General features: G+C 66.7%; 16 protein-coding genes. 9 read left to right on the top strand and 7 right to left on the bottom strand.

The window, feature by feature from the left end:
* Positions 1-66 precede the first annotated feature (66 nt).
* From N8I71_RS18985 to N8I71_RS18970, 4 genes are all read right to left on the bottom strand, one after another.
* The gene (locus N8I71_RS18985; RefSeq protein ID WP_262879607.1) at positions 67-912 is read right to left on the bottom strand and encodes an NAD(P)-dependent oxidoreductase; all 846 of its coding nucleotides are present in this window, start codon (positions 910-912) and stop codon (positions 67-69) included.
* Positions 913-924: 12 nt separating this feature from the next.
* Positions 925-1,686: an SDR family NAD(P)-dependent oxidoreductase gene (locus N8I71_RS18980; protein WP_262879606.1), complete on the bottom strand. Its 762-nt coding sequence runs from the start codon at positions 1,684-1,686 to the stop codon at positions 925-927.
* Between the two features lie 90 nt (positions 1,687-1,776).
* Positions 1,777-2,034 (bottom strand): YjhX family toxin, encoded by a 258-nt coding sequence (locus N8I71_RS18975; RefSeq protein WP_262879605.1) that lies wholly within the window; start codon positions 2,032-2,034, stop codon positions 1,777-1,779.
* A gap of 266 nt (positions 2,035-2,300) precedes the next feature.
* Positions 2,301-3,035, bottom strand: coding sequence for a helix-turn-helix transcriptional regulator (locus tag N8I71_RS18970; RefSeq protein WP_262879604.1), 735 nt, complete (start codon positions 3,033-3,035; stop codon positions 2,301-2,303).
* A 90-nt stretch (positions 3,036-3,125) separates the two neighbouring features.
* On the opposite strand from N8I71_RS18970, the gene N8I71_RS18965 reads away from it, so the two are divergent.
* Positions 3,126-3,482, top strand: coding sequence for a VOC family protein (locus N8I71_RS18965; RefSeq protein ID WP_262879603.1), 357 nt, complete (start codon positions 3,126-3,128; stop codon positions 3,480-3,482).
* A 115-nt stretch (positions 3,483-3,597) separates the two neighbouring features.
* Here N8I71_RS18965 and groL read toward each other — a convergent pair whose 3' ends face one another.
* On the bottom strand, positions 3,598-5,232 hold the full coding sequence (groL, locus tag N8I71_RS18960; protein ID WP_262879602.1) for a chaperonin GroEL: 1,635 nt from the start codon (positions 5,230-5,232) through the stop codon (positions 3,598-3,600).
* Between the two features lie 70 nt (positions 5,233-5,302).
* Positions 5,303-5,590 (bottom strand): co-chaperone GroES, encoded by a 288-nt coding sequence (gene groES / locus N8I71_RS18955; RefSeq protein WP_262879601.1) that lies wholly within the window; start codon positions 5,588-5,590, stop codon positions 5,303-5,305.
* A 263-nt stretch (positions 5,591-5,853) separates the two neighbouring features.
* On the opposite strand from groES, the gene N8I71_RS18950 reads away from it, so the two are divergent.
* The 4 genes from N8I71_RS18950 (at position 5,854) to N8I71_RS18935 (ending at position 10,536) form a co-directional block, all read left to right on the top strand.
* On the top strand, positions 5,854-6,777 hold the full coding sequence (locus N8I71_RS18950) for a manganese-dependent inorganic pyrophosphatase (protein WP_262879600.1): 924 nt from the start codon (positions 5,854-5,856) through the stop codon (positions 6,775-6,777).
* 91 nt (positions 6,778-6,868) lie between these two features.
* On the top strand, positions 6,869-7,393 hold the full coding sequence (locus N8I71_RS18945) for a hypothetical protein (RefSeq protein ID WP_262879599.1): 525 nt from the start codon (positions 6,869-6,871) through the stop codon (positions 7,391-7,393).
* A 115-nt stretch (positions 7,394-7,508) separates the two neighbouring features.
* On the top strand, positions 7,509-9,467 hold the full coding sequence (locus N8I71_RS18940) for a bifunctional 2',3'-cyclic-nucleotide 2'-phosphodiesterase/3'-nucleotidase (RefSeq protein ID WP_262879598.1): 1,959 nt from the start codon (positions 7,509-7,511) through the stop codon (positions 9,465-9,467).
* Positions 9,468-9,660: 193 nt separating this feature from the next.
* Complete coding sequence (locus N8I71_RS18935; protein WP_262879597.1) at positions 9,661-10,536, top strand: TIGR01459 family HAD-type hydrolase; 876 nt, start codon at positions 9,661-9,663, stop codon at positions 10,534-10,536.
* A 4-nt stretch (positions 10,537-10,540) separates the two neighbouring features.
* On the opposite strand, the gene N8I71_RS18930 is transcribed toward N8I71_RS18935, so the two are convergent.
* Positions 10,541-10,885, bottom strand: a complete 345-nt coding sequence (locus tag N8I71_RS18930) for an ArsR/SmtB family transcription factor (RefSeq protein WP_262879596.1) — start codon at positions 10,883-10,885, stop codon at positions 10,541-10,543.
* 219 nt (positions 10,886-11,104) lie between these two features.
* Here N8I71_RS18930 and N8I71_RS18925 point away from each other — a divergent pair, with 219 nt between their 5' ends.
* From N8I71_RS18925 to N8I71_RS18910, 4 genes are read left to right on the top strand one after another with little or no spacing between them, the layout of a single operon-like run.
* Positions 11,105-11,548: a MaoC family dehydratase gene (locus tag N8I71_RS18925; RefSeq protein ID WP_262879626.1), complete on the top strand. Its 444-nt coding sequence runs from the start codon at positions 11,105-11,107 to the stop codon at positions 11,546-11,548.
* Positions 11,549-11,601: 53 nt separating this feature from the next.
* Positions 11,602-12,528, top strand: a complete 927-nt coding sequence (locus N8I71_RS18920; protein WP_262879595.1) for a bifunctional riboflavin kinase/FAD synthetase — start codon at positions 11,602-11,604, stop codon at positions 12,526-12,528.
* Complete coding sequence (locus N8I71_RS18915; protein ID WP_262879594.1) at positions 12,525-12,971, top strand: YcgN family cysteine cluster protein; 447 nt, start codon at positions 12,525-12,527, stop codon at positions 12,969-12,971. Before N8I71_RS18920 ends, N8I71_RS18915 begins: the two co-directional genes overlap by 4 nt.
* Positions 12,968-14,017, top strand: a complete 1,050-nt coding sequence (locus tag N8I71_RS18910) for a threonine aldolase family protein (RefSeq protein WP_262879593.1) — start codon at positions 12,968-12,970, stop codon at positions 14,015-14,017. The genes N8I71_RS18915 and N8I71_RS18910 overlap by 4 nt, the downstream gene beginning before the upstream one ends.
* Positions 14,018-14,022: the final 5 nt, after the last annotated feature.

Here is a 14,022-nt window from a genome sequence, read left to right as displayed (position 1 = left end):
GCATTGCGGGGAAACTGGACCACAAGAAGCGGCCTTGCGTTGATCTGCGACAAGGCGGGGGCGGGTTCAGGCGTCGTGATAGGAGGCCGCGATCAGGGCGGCGGGATCCAGCTCGCCCATGCCGTTCCCGATGGCCTCGCGCTGCGCGTCTTCGGCGATCTGCAGGACCGGCGCGGTCAGGCCGTGGCTTTCGACCACGCGCCGGAAAACCTCGTTGTCCTTGTAGATGCCGCTGATCGGAAAGCCGACAGACGTGTCCTCTCCGAGGATCCTCGGCATCCGGTCCCGGATCATGGGCATACCAGCGGGCCCGCCGTTGACGATGCCCATGACATCGGCAAGCGGTATGCCGGCGCGCTTGGCGAGGGGAAGCATCTCGCGCAGACCCGCGACATAGGACTGCAACAGGGAATTGTTGATCGTCTTCATCACCATTCCGGCGCCCAGGGGGCCGACATGCAGAACACGGGGCGTGATCCGCGCGAGGATGGGCTGCGCCCTCACCGCCACGGCGGGCTCCGCCCCCACGAAGATGCCGCAGGTCCCCGCCTCGACCATCTCCGGCCCGCCGGAGATCGGGGCGTCGGCGACGGTCGCACCCTTCGCGGCAAATGCCTCTGCGCGGTCGGACAGGATATTCGGGACGACGGTGCTCGTCTCGAGGATGAGGCGCCCTTCAAGCTCGAGGTCCAGCAAGATGTCGAGCATCTCGGCCACGGCGGCGTCGTCGAAGAGCGACAGGATCAGGACGTCCGACCCCGCCACCAGCGTGGCGAGGTCCCTCGCGGAGGGAACGCCATCGACCGTCCGGCCCGACCTGGTCCAGCCCGTCACGGCACAGCCTTCGGCCGCCAGTTTCCGCGCCATGGCACTGCCCATGCGTCCAAGTCCGATCACCCCGATCCGTTCCATACCCGCGTCCTCTCAGTCGTTGCCGCGAAGCGCCGGAAGGCCGATCGCAGTCGCCTCGAACCCGCCATCGGCGGCGATGATCTGGCCGGTGACGTAGGATGCATCCCCGGAGCACAGAAAGGCGATGACCGAGGCGATCTCATCCTCCGAACCGTATCGGTTCAGGGGAATTGCATCGTGGTAGGCGTCGATGATGGCCTGCGAATGCACGGCCATGGCCAGCTTGGTGCGCACCGGGCCGGGACAGACGCAGTTGGCGCGGATGCCGTATTCACCGAGTTCGACGGCCTGCTGTTTCGTCAGGTGCATCACCGCGGCCTTGGACGTGCCGTAGGCCACCCGAAGGGTCGAGGCGCGCAGCCCCGAGATCGAGGCGATGTTCACGATCGCGCCGCGACTTTCCCTGAGGGCCGGAATACAGGCCTGCGAACAGAGGAAGACACCATCGAGATTGGTCTCCATCACCGTGCGCCAGCGGGCGAAGGTCGTCTCCTCGATGGGTCCGAAATCGGCCACGCCCGCGTTGTTGACCAGCGCGTCGATCCGGCCCCATTCGGCCAGTGTGTCGGCCACCATCGCGTCGACCTGTTCGGGCACGGACACGTCGTAGGGCAACGCCAGAACCGGCGAGAGCCCGGCCGCGGCGCTGTCCAGCTCAGGCACGTCGCGGTCGACCATGGCGACGCGCCATCCCGCACCGAGAAAGCGTTTCGCCGTGGCAAGGCCGATGCCTCGCGCGGCACCGGTGACGATGGCGACAGGTGTTGTGGACATGCTGGGACCCCCCGTTTTTTCGGGAGGTTAGGGGACGGCGGGGCGGAGCGGAAGCCTCCGCTTGCCCCGCCGCCCTGCTCGATACCCGGTTCACCGGTTGTCGAGCTGCGCACGCACCGACATGACCCCGCGCTTCGTCGCGCGGTAGGGCGCGCCGCCGACCGAGCGGATGAAGCGCCGCTTCCTCAGCCGGTCGAAGATGGCGAGCGTGCAATCGGCGAGGATATGCCCGTCGCGTGTGATGCAGGTCACGTCGGTGACCTTGCCGTTGGGGGCGCGTTCGAAGTGAATGGCACCGCCCTGCGCCAGCACGTGCAGCACGCGCTGTTCGTGTTTCGAGATGTTCATGGATATTCCGGAGACTTCAGGCCAGACGGAATCACGCACCCGGCACGCGCACGGGCGGTGAACTGCGATCGGTCCGCCTTTTGCGGACCCTAGGCCCGGGTCTCCGACGAGAACATGAAGTCTCCTGCTGCCGGGAAGGTTCCGGCTTGCGCGGAGTTAGGGTGGCCCGCGCCGTCGGGCAAGCCGCGCGGACGGATGTCCCCCGCCCCGCGTGTTACCTCGGCAACAGGCGCGTGCGGGGTCTCACGCCGGGGCGCCATGCAGGATCAGGGCGCGAGGTCGTCCGCATGCAGGGACTTGCGGAATTCGCGCTTGGGCAACAGGCGGAACCGCGTCCCCGTGCGGGAGGCGCTCAGGATGCGGTCGCATCGGAACGTGCGGGGCTCGGCCCGCAGGTGATCGAACGCGAGCACATACCAGACGGGATATTTCAGCATCAGGTAGTGCGGTTCGATCTCGCGGTCCGAGATCTCGCCGTCCTCCCTTGCGTAGCGGATCGCAAGCGTTTCGAGATCGATGAACCCCTGGTGCAGGGCCTGCACGACACGTTTGGGGGGCGACGTGACACCCGCCTGCACATAGGTCGATGCCGTGACCCCGATCAGGATGCGGGACTTCAGGCGGTTGACCTCCGCCCGTTTCCTCGGTGAGAACGAGGCCACCAGATGCCGCCTGACCGAGCCGAGGTTCGCCAGGAACATGGGTGAGCCCATCTTCTCCGCCACCTCGATGCTGATGAGAAGGTCCACGGCCTCGGGGTAGCTGAGGTTCACCCGGCCGACGCCCCAATGGGGGTCGAGCCGCACGCCCCCGCCCCGCCCCCGGTCCGCGTCGATGGGCAAACCGCGGTCCCGCATGAGCGACAGGTCCCGTGCGATCGTCCGCTCGCTAACGCCGTGCTGGCGCGCCAGGCCCTTTATCGTGCAACGCTCTTCCTGTTTCAGCTGAACGGCCAGCAGATCCATCCGCCTGAGCCTGTCATTGGGGTGAGCGCGCGCCATTCAAAAAATATGCCATCAGATGTCCGGTTTACCAATAGAGCCTGAACCACAGACGCCAGCAACCCGCTGGCGGGCACAGGAGACCGGAAAATGAGGATGAACTACTTCGTCGTCGGCACGACCGACATGGAAAGAGCGGCCGCGTTCTACGACGCGTTCTTCGATCGGGCGGAGGTGAACCGGGTCCAGCCATCCGAAAGGATGATCTACTGGCTGGGAGAGGATTTCGCCTTCGCGGTTGCGATACCGTTCGACGGCAGACCGGCGGCCAACGGCAACGGAACGATGGTCGGTTTCGCGCTCGGATCGGCCGAGGAGGTCGAACGGCTTCACCGCAAGGCCATTTCACTGGGCGGAACCTGCGAGGGCGCGCCGGGGCCGAGGGGGCCCCGGTTTTCCGCCTATGTCAGGGATCCGGACGGGAACAAGATCTGCCTTTCCGACTGATCTTCCCCCCCCCGACGCGCGCGCCTCCCGATGGTGGAGACCACAGGGGCGCACCCAATGAAAAAAGGGGCCGCGCAATGCGGCCCCTTTCCGAATTTCAGTGCCTGGCGGCAGATTACATCATGCCGCCCATGCCGCCCATGTCGGGCATTGCCGGGCCGTCGTCCTTCTTCGGCCGGTCGGCAACCATCGCCTCGGTGGTGATGAGCAGGCCGGCGATCGATGCGGCGTCCTCGAGCGCGGTGCGCACGACCTTCGCGGGGTCGATCACGCCGAACTTGAACATGTCGCCGTATTCCTCGGTCTGCGCGTTGAAGCCGAAGGACAGGTCGCTGGACTCGCGGATCTTGCCCGCGACGACCGAACCGTCGACGCCCGCATTCTCGGCGATCTGGCGAAGCGGCGCCTCGAGTGCCTTGCGCACGATGGCGATGCCGGCATCCTGGTCCGAGTTCTCGCCCTTCACGCCCTCGAGCGACTTCGCGCCCTGGACCAGAGCGACACCGCCACCGACGACCACGCCTTCCTGAACGGCCGCGCGGGTCGCGTTCAGCGCGTCATCGACACGGTCCTTGCGCTCCTTCACTTCGACTTCGGTCATGCCGCCGACGCGGATGACGGCGACGCCGCCTGCGAGCTTGGCAACACGCTCCTGCAGCTTCTCGCGGTCGTAGTCCGAGGTGGTTTCCTCGATCTGCTGGCGGATCTGCGAAACGCGGGCCTCGATCTCGGCCTTGTCGCCTGCGCCGTCGACGATGGTCGTGTCATCTTTCTTGATGACGATCTTCTTGGCGTTGCCGAGCATGTCGATGGTGACGTTCTCGAGCTTCATGCCGAGGTCTTCCGAGATCACCTGGCCACCGGTCAGGATCGCGATGTCCTGCAGCATGGCCTTGCGGCGGTCACCGAAGCCCGGTGCCTTGACGGCGGCGATCTTCAGGCCGCCACGCAGCTTGTTGACCACGAGCGTGGCGAGCGCCTCGCCTTCGACGTCCTCGGCGATGATGAGGAGCGGCTTGCCCGACTGGATGACCGACTCGAGCAGCGGGACCATCGGCTGCAGCGACGAGAGCTTCTTCTCGTGCAGCAGGATGAGGCAGTCCTCGAGCTCCGCCGACATCTTGTCGGGGTTCGTCACGAAGTAGGGGCTGAGGTAGCCGCGGTCGAACTGCATGCCCTCGACCACTTCGGTCTCGGTCTCGAGGCCCTTGTTCTCCTCGACGGTGATGACGCCGTCGTTGCCGACCTTCTGCATCGCATCGGCGATCATGCGGCCGATTGCGGCCTCGCCGTTGGCGGAGACGGTGCCGACCTGCGCGACCTCGTCGCTGTCGGTGACGTCACGGGCTGCCGACTTGATGTGGTCGATGACCTTGTGCACGGCGAGGTCGATGCCGCGCTTGAGGTCCATCGGGTTCATGCCGGCGGCGACCGACTTCATGCCTTCCTTGACGATGGCCTGGGCCAGGACCGTTGCGGTCGTGGTGCCGTCGCCGGCCTCGTCGTTGGTGCGGCTGGCCACTTCCTTGACCATCTGCGCGCCCATGTTCTCGAACTTGTCCTCGAGTTCGATCTCCTTGGCGACCGACACACCGTCCTTGGTGATGCGGGGCGCGCCGAACGACTTCTCGATGACGACGTTGCGGCCCTTGGGGCCGAGGGTGACCTTCACCGCGTCGGCGAGGATGTTCACACCCTTCAGCATGCGGTTGCGGGCATCGGTGCTAAACTTGACGTCCTTGGCTGCCATTTCTGGACTCTCCTTGGAAAAATCGGTTGCGGATTGGAACCGGGTCGCCGGCGCGTGGCCGGCGGGACGCTCAGGCGATGACGCCGAGGATGTCCGATTCCTTCATGATCAGAAGTTCTTGGCCGTCGACGGTGACCTCGGTGCCCGACCATTTGCCGAACAGGATGCGGTCGCCGGCCTTGACGTCCATGGGGATACGGTCGCCGTCGTCGTCCTTGGCGCCCGCGCCCACGGCGATCACTTCACCTTCTGCGGGCTTTTCCTTGGCGCTGTCGGGGATGATCAGACCACCCTTGGTCTTCTCGTCGGATTCGATGCGGCGGACCAGCACGCGGTCATGCAGCGGAGTGAATGCCATGTCTCGAACTCTCCTCGTAAGGTTCGGTTTTCTCGCTTTAGCACTCGCCTTGGATGAGTGCTAACGACGCGGAGATAAGGATGGGTCCGTGGGGTGTCAACGGTTCGCGATCGGAAAAATCGACCGAAACGTCATCCGCTTGCGGCCCGACGGGGATCATGCCGCCGACACCTCAACCCACCGCGAGCGCGTAGCCCGTGACAAGCTCCCTCCGCCCCGCTATGAGGGCCGCGATTTTCGCAATGCATCCGAGAGACTTTCCCATGAACACGCTCGTCTTCGGCCACAAGTCGCCCGACACCGACTCGACCGGTTCGCCCATCATCTGGGCCTGGTACCTGAACAACGTCACCGACTGCGAAGCCGAGCCCGTCCTGCTGGGCGAGCCCAACACCGAAGCCGCCTTCATGCTCGACCGCTGGAACCTGCCCAAGCCGCGCATCATCGACTCCGTCGCCGCCGGCACACCCGTGGTGATCGTCGACACGAACAACCCGGCCGAGCTTCCCGAGGGCATCAACGACGCCGACATCAAGGCCATCATCGACCATCACAAGCTGGTCGGCGGGCTGGAGACGAAGGGGCCCATCACCATCACCATTCGTCCGCTCGCCTGCACGGCGACCATCATGTACAAGGCCATGGGCCCGGATGCAGCGCGGATGCCCGAGGCGATCAAGGGCGCGATGCTGTCGTGCATCCTGTCGGACACGCTGGAATTCCGCTCGCCCACCACGACGGACACCGACCGCGCCGTGGCCGAGAAGCTGGCCGAGGAGCTGGGCATCGACATCCCCTCTTACGCCGCCGAGATGTTCGCGGCAAAGTCGGACGTCTCGGAGTTCTCGGACGCCGAGCTCCTGCGGATGGACAGCAAGGAATACGAGGTCGGCGGCAAGTCGTTCCGCGTCAGCGTGCTGGAAACCACGTCGCCCGAGACGGTCCTTGCCCGGAAGGCGAGCCTCATGGCCTCCATGCCCGCCGTGGCCGCCGAGGACGGTGTCGACCAGGTGCTCCTGTTCATCGTCGACATCCTGCGCGAGCAGTCGACCATGCTGATCCCGAATGAACTGACCAGGCAGGTCGCGGAAAAGAGCTTCGCCACCGTCTGCGGCGATTCCGATACGGTCGTCCTGCCGGGTGTCGTCAGCCGGAAGAAGCAGATCATCCCCAACCTCGCGCTCTGAGGTGCCGCGGGTGGCAGTGCGGGGTTTCCCGCATTGCCGCCCCGCCCCCCGGCCTGAGACACTCGCGGGCACCAGAACCCGGAGTGTCTTCATGGTCCGCCTGCCCTCCATCGTCCTCGTATCGCTCCTTGCTGCGCAGCCACTCCTTGCCGAGGCGTACTGGCCATCCCCCAGTGACACGATCCGCGCCGATGCCACGGGCCTGCATCTGACCGCCGCCGATGGCAGCGCCGGGGTGGACCTGCCCTTCGGCACACCCTTCCACGTCGCCATGCGCACACTCGTCGCCATCGTCGGCCACGAGGTCCACGTGGCCTTTCCCGGCGAATGTCCCGAGGGGCCGCTGGTCAGCGTCTCGCTGCCCGGCCAGATCGACCTGAACTTCCGGGAGGACCGCCTCGAAGGCTGGTTCCTCGCCACCGGGGACGCGGTCGCCACGACCGGCGACCTCGCCGTCGGTGCGCCGCGCGCGGCACTGGAAACGGCCGGCACGGTCTGGCACACCGACAGCACGCTCGGCCTCGAATTCGAGCGCGACGGCGTGGCGGGCATCGTCTCGGAGGACGGGACGACGGTCACGCATCTGTGGTCGGGAGTGGCGTGCATCTTCCGGTGAGGCGCCAAAGGAACGGACAAATCCCCGCCGATGGCCTGATTTTGTCGGAATTGTAACAGCCGCCCGCGGCCGGACGGGTTACACTGACAATTGTCCAACAGCGGAGAAAAAACCCATGCCGATTCTTCTGAACCGTCGGGCCTTCCTGGCCACGACCGCCGGCTTCATCGCGATGCACCCCTTCTCGGTCCGCGCGCAGGCCGGCCAGGCGCATCTTCGGATCATGGAAACGACCGATGTCCATGTCCACGTCTTCCCCTATGACTACTACAGCGACCGGCCGGTGGACACCGTCGGCCTTGCACGGACCGCGTCGCTGGTCGACGGCATAAGGGCCGAGTCGACGAACTCGATCCTGCTCGACAACGGCGACTTCCTTCAGGGCAACCCGATGGGCGACTACATGGCCTACGAGCGGGGCATGTCCGAAGGCGACGTCCACCCGATGATCGCGGCGATGAACACGCTCGGGTTCGACGCCTCGACGCTCGGCAACCACGAGTTCAACTATGGCCTGCCCTTCCTGATGAACTCGGTCGCAGGCGCGGACTTCCCGGTGGTCTGCGCCAACGTGTCGACCGCCATGGGCGGCAACGCCACCGCCGACACGACGCTGGTCCCGCCCTACGTGATGCTCGACCGGATGCTGACCGACGGCGCGGGCGAGAGCCACCCGATCCGCATCGGCATCATCGGCTTCGTGCCGCCGCAAATCATGACCTGGGACCGCCGGCACCTCGAAGGCAACGTGCAGGTGCGCGACATCGTCGCCGCCGCGCAGGCCTACGTGCCGCAGATGCGCGAGGAAGGCGCCGAGATCATCATCGCGCTGTCCCATTCCGGCATCGGCGAGGCGGACCATTCCGACATGATGGAGAACGCCTCGATCCCGCTGGCGGGCGTGGACGGCATCGACGTGGTCCTGACCGGCCACCATCACCGCGTCTTCCCGGGCCCCGACTACGCGGGGACGCCCGGTGTCGACGCGGAGGCCGGGACGATCATGGGCAAGCCTGCGGTCATGGCCGGCTTCTGGGGGAGCCACATGGGCCTTGTCGACCTGATGCTGGAGCGTGACGGGAACACCTGGCGCATCGCCTCCCACATGTCCGAGGCGCGGCCGATCTACCGGCGGGAGGAGGACCGCTCGATCACCGCGCTGGTGGACAGCGACGAGGCCGTGCTCGCCTCCGTCGAGGCCGACCACGAGGCGACGCTGGCCTATGTCCGTGCCGAGGTCGGACAGACGGACGCGCCGCTCCACTCCTACTTCGCGCTGGTGGCCGACGATCCTTCCGTCCAGATCGTGTCGAACGCACAGACCTGGTACATCGCGCAGATGATGGCGGGGACCGAGAACGAGGGGCTGCCGATCCTGTCGGCCGCGGCCCCTTTCAAGGCCGGGGGCCGTGGCGGGCCGGAATACTACACCGACGTGCCCGCCGGGCCCATCGCGATCAAGAACGTGGCCGACCTCTACCTCTATCCCAACACGGTGCGCGCGGTGCGCATCACCGGGGCCGAGGTGCGCGAATGGCTGGAGCGGTCCGCGGGCATGTTCAACCAGATCACGCCCGGAGAGGCCGATCAGATCCTTCTGAACCCCGACTTCCCGTCCTACAACTTCGACGTGATCGACGGGGTGACCTACCAGATCGACCTCAGCCAGCCGTCCCGCTACAACAACGACGGCGAGGTCGTGGCCCCCGACGCGCACCGGATCGTCAACCTGATGTACCAGGGCGCGCCCATCGACGACGCGCAGGAATTCATCGTCGCCACGAACAATTACCGCGCGGGCGGCGGCGGGAACTTCCCCGGCGCCAACCCCTCCACGGTGATCTTCGAGGGGCCGGACACCAACCGCGACGTGATCGTTCGCTATATCGTTGAACAGGGGACCGTCAGCCCCTCGGCCGACGCAAACTGGACCTTCGCGCCGATGGCGGGGACCACGGTCCTTTTCGACACGGGGCCGGCGGCCTCGGCGTTCATGGACGGGGTCGAAGGCGTAGCGATCGAGGCTGCGGGCGAAGGCCCGGACGGCTTCGCACGCTACCGCATCACGCTCTGAGCCAGCAGACGGGGCGGGGTCACCCCTGCCCCGTCACGCAAGGTCGCCGCCCGGCCAGGGCCAGGCAGCCCGGCGACGCGCGCGGTGCCGCGCAAGGCGACGCCGCGACGGGCCAGGCGGGGCCTATCCGCCCTGTTCCCTCCGCAAGAAAGGTCCTATTCAGGCGCCAACGATCCGCCCGAAGGAGACCCCCATGACCACCCCGATCATCGACAGCCTCGCCGATCTTTCCGGCCGCTACGACGCGCTGTTCTGCGATCTCTGGGGCTGTGTCCATGACGGCGTGCAGGCCTTCCCCGAGGCGGTCGCCGCGCTTCGCGCCTTCAAGGCCCAAGGCGGGACGGTCGTCCTTGTCACCAACGCGCCGCGCCCCCGCGCGAGCGTGGCCAAGCAGCTTCTGCGTCTCGGCGTGCCCGAGGATTGCTGGGACGTGATCGCGACCTCCGGGGACGCGGCGCGGCTGGCGATGTTCGAGGGTGTGGTGGGCCGGCGGGTCTGGCACGTGGGCGAACCGCATGACGCGCCTTTCTTCGAACCGCCGAAGATGCTCGAGAACCCGGTCGCGATCGAGAAGGTCGCGCTCGAGGAGGCCGAGGGCATCGTGTGCACCGGGCCCTTCGATCCCCACGCCGACCCCGCCGTCCTGCGGCCGCAGTTCCTGCTGGCCAAGACGAAGGGCCTGAAGCTTCTGTGCGCCAACCCCGACATCGTCGTCGACCGTGGCGAAAGCCGCGAGTGGTGCGCGGGGGCACTCGCGCAGCTCTATACCGAGATGGGCGGCGAGAGCCTCTATTTCGGCAAGCCGCATCCGCCGATCTACGACCTGGCCCGCCGGCGCCTCCAGCAGATCGGGCGGTCTGTGCCCGAGGATCGCGTCCTTGCGGTGGGCGACGGGATCTTCACCGATGTGCAGGGCGGCATGGGCGAGAACATCGACACCCTGTTCATCACGGGCGGACTTGCCCGGGCCGAGACTGGCACCACCGGCCGGCCGGATCCCGCGATGCTCGCCGATTTCCTGGAAGGCGCGCAACTGGAACCGACCTACGCCATGGCCATGTTCCGCTGAGGCGTCAGGCGGAGTCCTTTCCCCGCTTCATTAGGGACACGAAGGAATCCAGCCGTTCCATCCGGCCTGGCCAGTCGGCATTCTGCCGGGTCAGCCAGCCATGCGCTGTCTGAAGCGCGCCGGGCACCAGCCGCACGGTGCGAACCCGCCCCTTCTTGTCCGACGTCACGAGACCCGCGGCCTCCAGCTTCCTCAGATGCCCGAGGAATGACGGCAGCGCCATGTCGTGCGGCGCCGCCAGTTCCCCGACGCTCGCGGGACCGCGGCACAGCCGCTCCAGCACCGTGCGACGTGTCGGATCGCTCAGCGCCGAGAAAAGCACATCGAGTTTCGGATCATGCTTAGTCATGAGACTTTGTTTTGCACCAAAGCATTGTGAAGTCAAGGAAAACGGCCGAAGCACACGAAACCCTCCGCCTGTTGATTTCCCCGCGACCCGCGCCATCTTGTGATGCATGCGCAAGAAAATTGCGAAAAGTGGAATTTTGCGGGCCTTTTGTTACTTTCTGCATTGCAGAAGGCGGGTCCGATGAGGTATCAGGCCGCCATGGCCCAGGGAGAACCGGACATGCTCGACAACATCACGACCGGCACGATCGTCATCGAGGATCTGGAAATCGGCATGAAGCGCTCGCTTGAGAAGCTGGTGACAGACCGGGATATCGAGCTTTTCGCGGAGGTCTCGAGCGACCGGAACCCGGTGCACCTCGATGACGACTACGCCCGCGACACGATCTTCGAGGGCCGCATCGCCCACGGGATGCTGACCGCTGGCCTGATCTCGGCGGTGATCGGCGAGCAGCTTCCGGGACATGGCACGGTCTATCTCGGCCAGACGCTGAAGTTCATGGCGCCCGTGCGACCCGGCGACATGGTCCGCGCCGAGGTCGAGGTCATGGACATCGACTACGGCAAACGCCGCGTCACGCTCGCCACCCATTGCCGGGTCGGCGACACCGTCGTGCTCAAGGGCGAGGCCGTCGTCCTCGCACCCTCCGGCAAGTTCGACTGACACCCCGCTCCGGCCTTCTTGCCCTCCCGCCACAGGGCGGATAAGTCCGGCCCATGCGGATCGTGCGCGACCACCAGTATGTCCGTCCCGAAGAGCGCGGCGCCTCGGTGGCGATCGGCAATTTCGATGGCGTGCACCGTGGCCATGCACATGTCATCGACCTGGCCCGTCGCCCGAGCGCACCGCTCGGCGTCGTCACGTTCGAGCCGCATCCCAGGGAGTTCTTCGCCGCCGACGCGCCGCCCTTCCGGCTCATGAACTCCGAAGCGCGCGCCAACCGGCTGGAAAAGCTCGGGGTCGAGGTGATGGCGGAATTGCCGTTCGATGCCAGCCTCGCGGGCCTGAGCGCCGAGGAATTCGCCCGCGACGTTCTTGCGAACGGCCTTGGCGTCAGCCACGTCGTGGTGGGCGCCGATTTCTGCTTCGGCAAGGGACGCTCGGGAACCGCGGCCATGCTGCGGGACTTCGGCGCCCGGATGGGCTTCGACGTCACGATCGCGCCGCTTCTGGAAGGATCCTCCGGCGCCGTCTCGTCGACGGCGATCCGCAACGCGCTGAGCGAGGGGGACCCGCGCGCCGCCGCCGACATGCTGGGCCACTGGCACCGGATCGAGGGGCCGGTCCTGCACGGCGAGAAACGGGGGCGCAAGCTCGGGTATCCGACCGCGAACATGGAGCTTGCGGGCCTGCACGTCCCGCGCCTCGGCGTTTATGCCGTCGTCGTCGACGTGCTGAGCGGCCCGCACGCGGGCAGCTATCGGGGCGTGGCCAATCTGGGCATCCGCCCGATGTTCGAACGCCCCGCGCCCAACCTCGAAACCTTCCTCTTCGATTTCACCGGCGACCTCTACGAGCGGCACTTGTCGGTCGGCCTTGTGGAGTTCCTGCGGCCCGAGATGAAGTTCGACAGCCTCGACGCTCTGATCGTGCAGATGGACGCCGACAGCGAAGCGGCCCGCAAGGCGCTGTCACGTACATGAGGGACCGCTTCTGGGAGCGCGTGCCGATGGAACGCATGACACCCGAGGAGTGGGAGGCGCTCTGCGATGGCTGCGGCAAGTGCTGTCTCAACAAGCTCGAGGACGAGGAAACGGGCGAGGTCGCGCTGACCCGCGTCGCCTGCCGCCTTCTCGACGACGAGACCTGCCGCTGCGGGCAGTACGAGATCCGCAAGACGCTGGTCCCCGAATGTATCCGCCTGACGCCCGCGACGATGGGCGATGTCGCCTATTTCATGCCCGAGACGTGCGCCTACCGTCTGCTGCACGAGCGCAAACCGCTGAAATGGTGGCATCCCCTGGTATCCGGCGACCCGGAAAGCGTGCATGAGGCGGGGGTCAGCGTGCGGGGCATCTCGGTACCGGAATACGAGGTGCCGGAAGAAGACTGGGAAGACTACATCATCGAGGAACCGGGAACATGATGTTCGCCTCCGACAATACCGGGCCGGTGCATCCGGCGATCCTGCGGGCCGTGATGGAGGCTGACGCGGGCTACGCCATGCCCTACGGCAACGACGACATCACCCGTGCCGCGCGCGACGCGGTGCGCGACACGTTCGAGGCGCCCGGCGCGGCGGTCGAGTTCGTGGCGACGGGGAGCGTCGCGAACGCTCTGGCGCTCGCCTGCCTGTCGAAGCCCTGGGACGGGGTCTTCTGCCACCGCAACGCCCATGTGGAGGAGGACGAATGCGGCGCGCCGGAATTCTATTCGGGCGCGAAGCTGATCCTCGTGGACGGGGCCGACGGAAAGATGACGCCCGGCGCGCTGGACGCGGCCATCGTGCAGGCGGCCGACCGGGGTGTGCACGGCGTCCAGCCGGGCGCGGTGACGCTGACCAACGTGACCGAACGCGGGACGGTCTACACGCTCGACGAGATCGCCGCGCTGGCGGCGGTGGCCAAGGCGCATGGTCTGCCCGTGCACCTCGACGGGGCCCGCTTCGCCAATGCCTGCGTGGCGCTTGGATGCAGCCCGGCCGAGATGACCTGGAAGGCGGGCGTCGATGCCGTCAGCTTCGGCGGCACCAAGAACGGCTGCATGGGCGTCGAAGCGGTGGTGCTTTTCGACGCCGCAAGGGGCCGCGAGCTGGAGCTTCGCCGCAAGCGCGGCGGTCACCTTTTTTCCAAGCACCGCTACCTTTCGGCACAGATGGCGGCCTATTGCGCGGACGGACTCTGGCGACAAATGGCCGAGGCCGCGAACGCGCGGATGACCGGGCTTCTGGCGCGCCTGCCGGAGGTGCCCGGCGCGCGGCTCTGCCATCCGGCGGCGGGCAACCTCGCCTTCATCGAGGTGCCCCGGGCGGCGCACCGGAGAGCCTTCGCGGCGGGGGCGCAGTACTATCTCTTTCCCGGCGAAGCGCTCGACGCGGGCCCCGAGGACGCGCCGGTGCGCTGCCGGATCGTCTGCGACTGGGCGAAACCGGCAGAGGATGTCGCGCGGCTTCTGAAGGCCTGGATCGGATAGCCGGT

The organism is Roseicyclus sediminis (genome assembly GCF_025515305.1).
Taxonomy (GTDB): Bacteria; Pseudomonadota; Alphaproteobacteria; order Rhodobacterales; family Rhodobacteraceae; genus Roseibacterium; species Roseibacterium sediminis.
Note: the sequence above shows the minus strand (reverse complement) of the source record. Positions and strands in the feature narration are given on the sequence as shown.

Excerpts from the sequence above, each read along its gene's own strand:
- groL (WP_262879602.1), bottom strand. The coding sequence starts at position 5,232 with ATGGCAGCCAAGGACGTCAAGTTTAGCACCGATGCCCGCAACCGCATG.
- N8I71_RS18985 (WP_262879607.1), bottom strand. The coding sequence starts at position 912 with ATGGAACGGATCGGGGTGATCGGACTTGGACGCATGGGCAGTGCCATG.
- N8I71_RS18910 (WP_262879593.1), top strand. The coding sequence starts at position 12,968 with ATGATGTTCGCCTCCGACAATACCGGGCCGGTGCATCCGGCGATCCTG.
- groES (WP_262879601.1), bottom strand. The coding sequence starts at position 5,590 with ATGGCATTCACTCCGCTGCATGACCGCGTGCTGGTCCGCCGCATCGAA.
- N8I71_RS18930 (WP_262879596.1), bottom strand. The coding sequence starts at position 10,885 with ATGACTAAGCATGATCCGAAACTCGATGTGCTTTTCTCGGCGCTGAGC.
- N8I71_RS18925 (WP_262879626.1), top strand. The coding sequence starts at position 11,105 with ATGCTCGACAACATCACGACCGGCACGATCGTCATCGAGGATCTGGAA.
- N8I71_RS18915 (WP_262879594.1), top strand. The coding sequence starts at position 12,525 with ATGAGGGACCGCTTCTGGGAGCGCGTGCCGATGGAACGCATGACACCC.
- N8I71_RS18950 (WP_262879600.1), top strand. The coding sequence starts at position 5,854 with ATGAACACGCTCGTCTTCGGCCACAAGTCGCCCGACACCGACTCGACC.
- N8I71_RS18970 (WP_262879604.1), bottom strand. The coding sequence starts at position 3,035 with ATGGCGCGCGCTCACCCCAATGACAGGCTCAGGCGGATGGATCTGCTG.
- N8I71_RS18965 (WP_262879603.1), top strand. The coding sequence starts at position 3,126 with ATGAGGATGAACTACTTCGTCGTCGGCACGACCGACATGGAAAGAGCG.
- N8I71_RS18920 (WP_262879595.1), top strand. The coding sequence starts at position 11,602 with ATGCGGATCGTGCGCGACCACCAGTATGTCCGTCCCGAAGAGCGCGGC.
- N8I71_RS18975 (WP_262879605.1), bottom strand. The coding sequence starts at position 2,034 with ATGAACATCTCGAAACACGAACAGCGCGTGCTGCACGTGCTGGCGCAG.
- N8I71_RS18945 (WP_262879599.1), top strand. The coding sequence starts at position 6,869 with ATGGTCCGCCTGCCCTCCATCGTCCTCGTATCGCTCCTTGCTGCGCAG.
- N8I71_RS18980 (WP_262879606.1), bottom strand. The coding sequence starts at position 1,686 with ATGTCCACAACACCTGTCGCCATCGTCACCGGTGCCGCGCGAGGCATC.
- N8I71_RS18940 (WP_262879598.1), top strand. The coding sequence starts at position 7,509 with ATGCCGATTCTTCTGAACCGTCGGGCCTTCCTGGCCACGACCGCCGGC.
- N8I71_RS18935 (WP_262879597.1), top strand. The coding sequence starts at position 9,661 with ATGACCACCCCGATCATCGACAGCCTCGCCGATCTTTCCGGCCGCTAC.